This window comes from Bowmanella dokdonensis (genome assembly GCF_017254865.1).
GTDB classification, from domain to species: domain Bacteria; phylum Pseudomonadota; class Gammaproteobacteria; order Enterobacterales; family Alteromonadaceae; genus Bowmanella; species Bowmanella dokdonensis.
The window spans coordinates 1-370 of the sequence record NZ_JAFKCV010000161.1; the positions used below are offsets into that span (position 1 = coordinate 1).

Annotated in this window: 1 protein-coding gene; it reads right to left on the reverse strand. The window is 50.3% G+C overall.

Annotated features, from left to right (window positions below; translation table 11 throughout):
- A partial coding sequence (locus J0A66_RS22040; protein WP_206575983.1) for a PAS domain S-box protein occupies positions 1 to 347 on the reverse strand: 347 nt, incomplete at its 3' end.
- Positions 348 to 370 lie beyond the last annotated feature (23 nt).

A 370-nucleotide genomic window follows, 5' to 3' on the forward strand; every position in this document is an offset into this window, starting at 1 on the left:
GCACAGGACAAACTCAAGCTGGCCTCATCTTGCTCAGCCCGCAGACGGGTCAGGATCGACTCCACCTTGTGTCGGTCATCCTCATGAATAAACTCCAGCAAGGAAATCCCCAACACCTCGGATTCCTGATACCCCAATTGTTCACAGAACGCATTATTAACAAAGCTAAGCCGCAGACTACTGCTTAGCCGGCAGATAAACTCCCGCTGGTACTGGATAATATCTTTATAGCGCCGTTCGGCCGAACTGAGTTGTTCCAGCAGGCCTTTAAATTCGCTTAGGTCGTGGCAAATACCAACAAACAAACGGCCTTCTTGGGTATGTGCCTCTCCGACACTTAAATGCATGGGGAAGGTGCTGCCATCTTTGC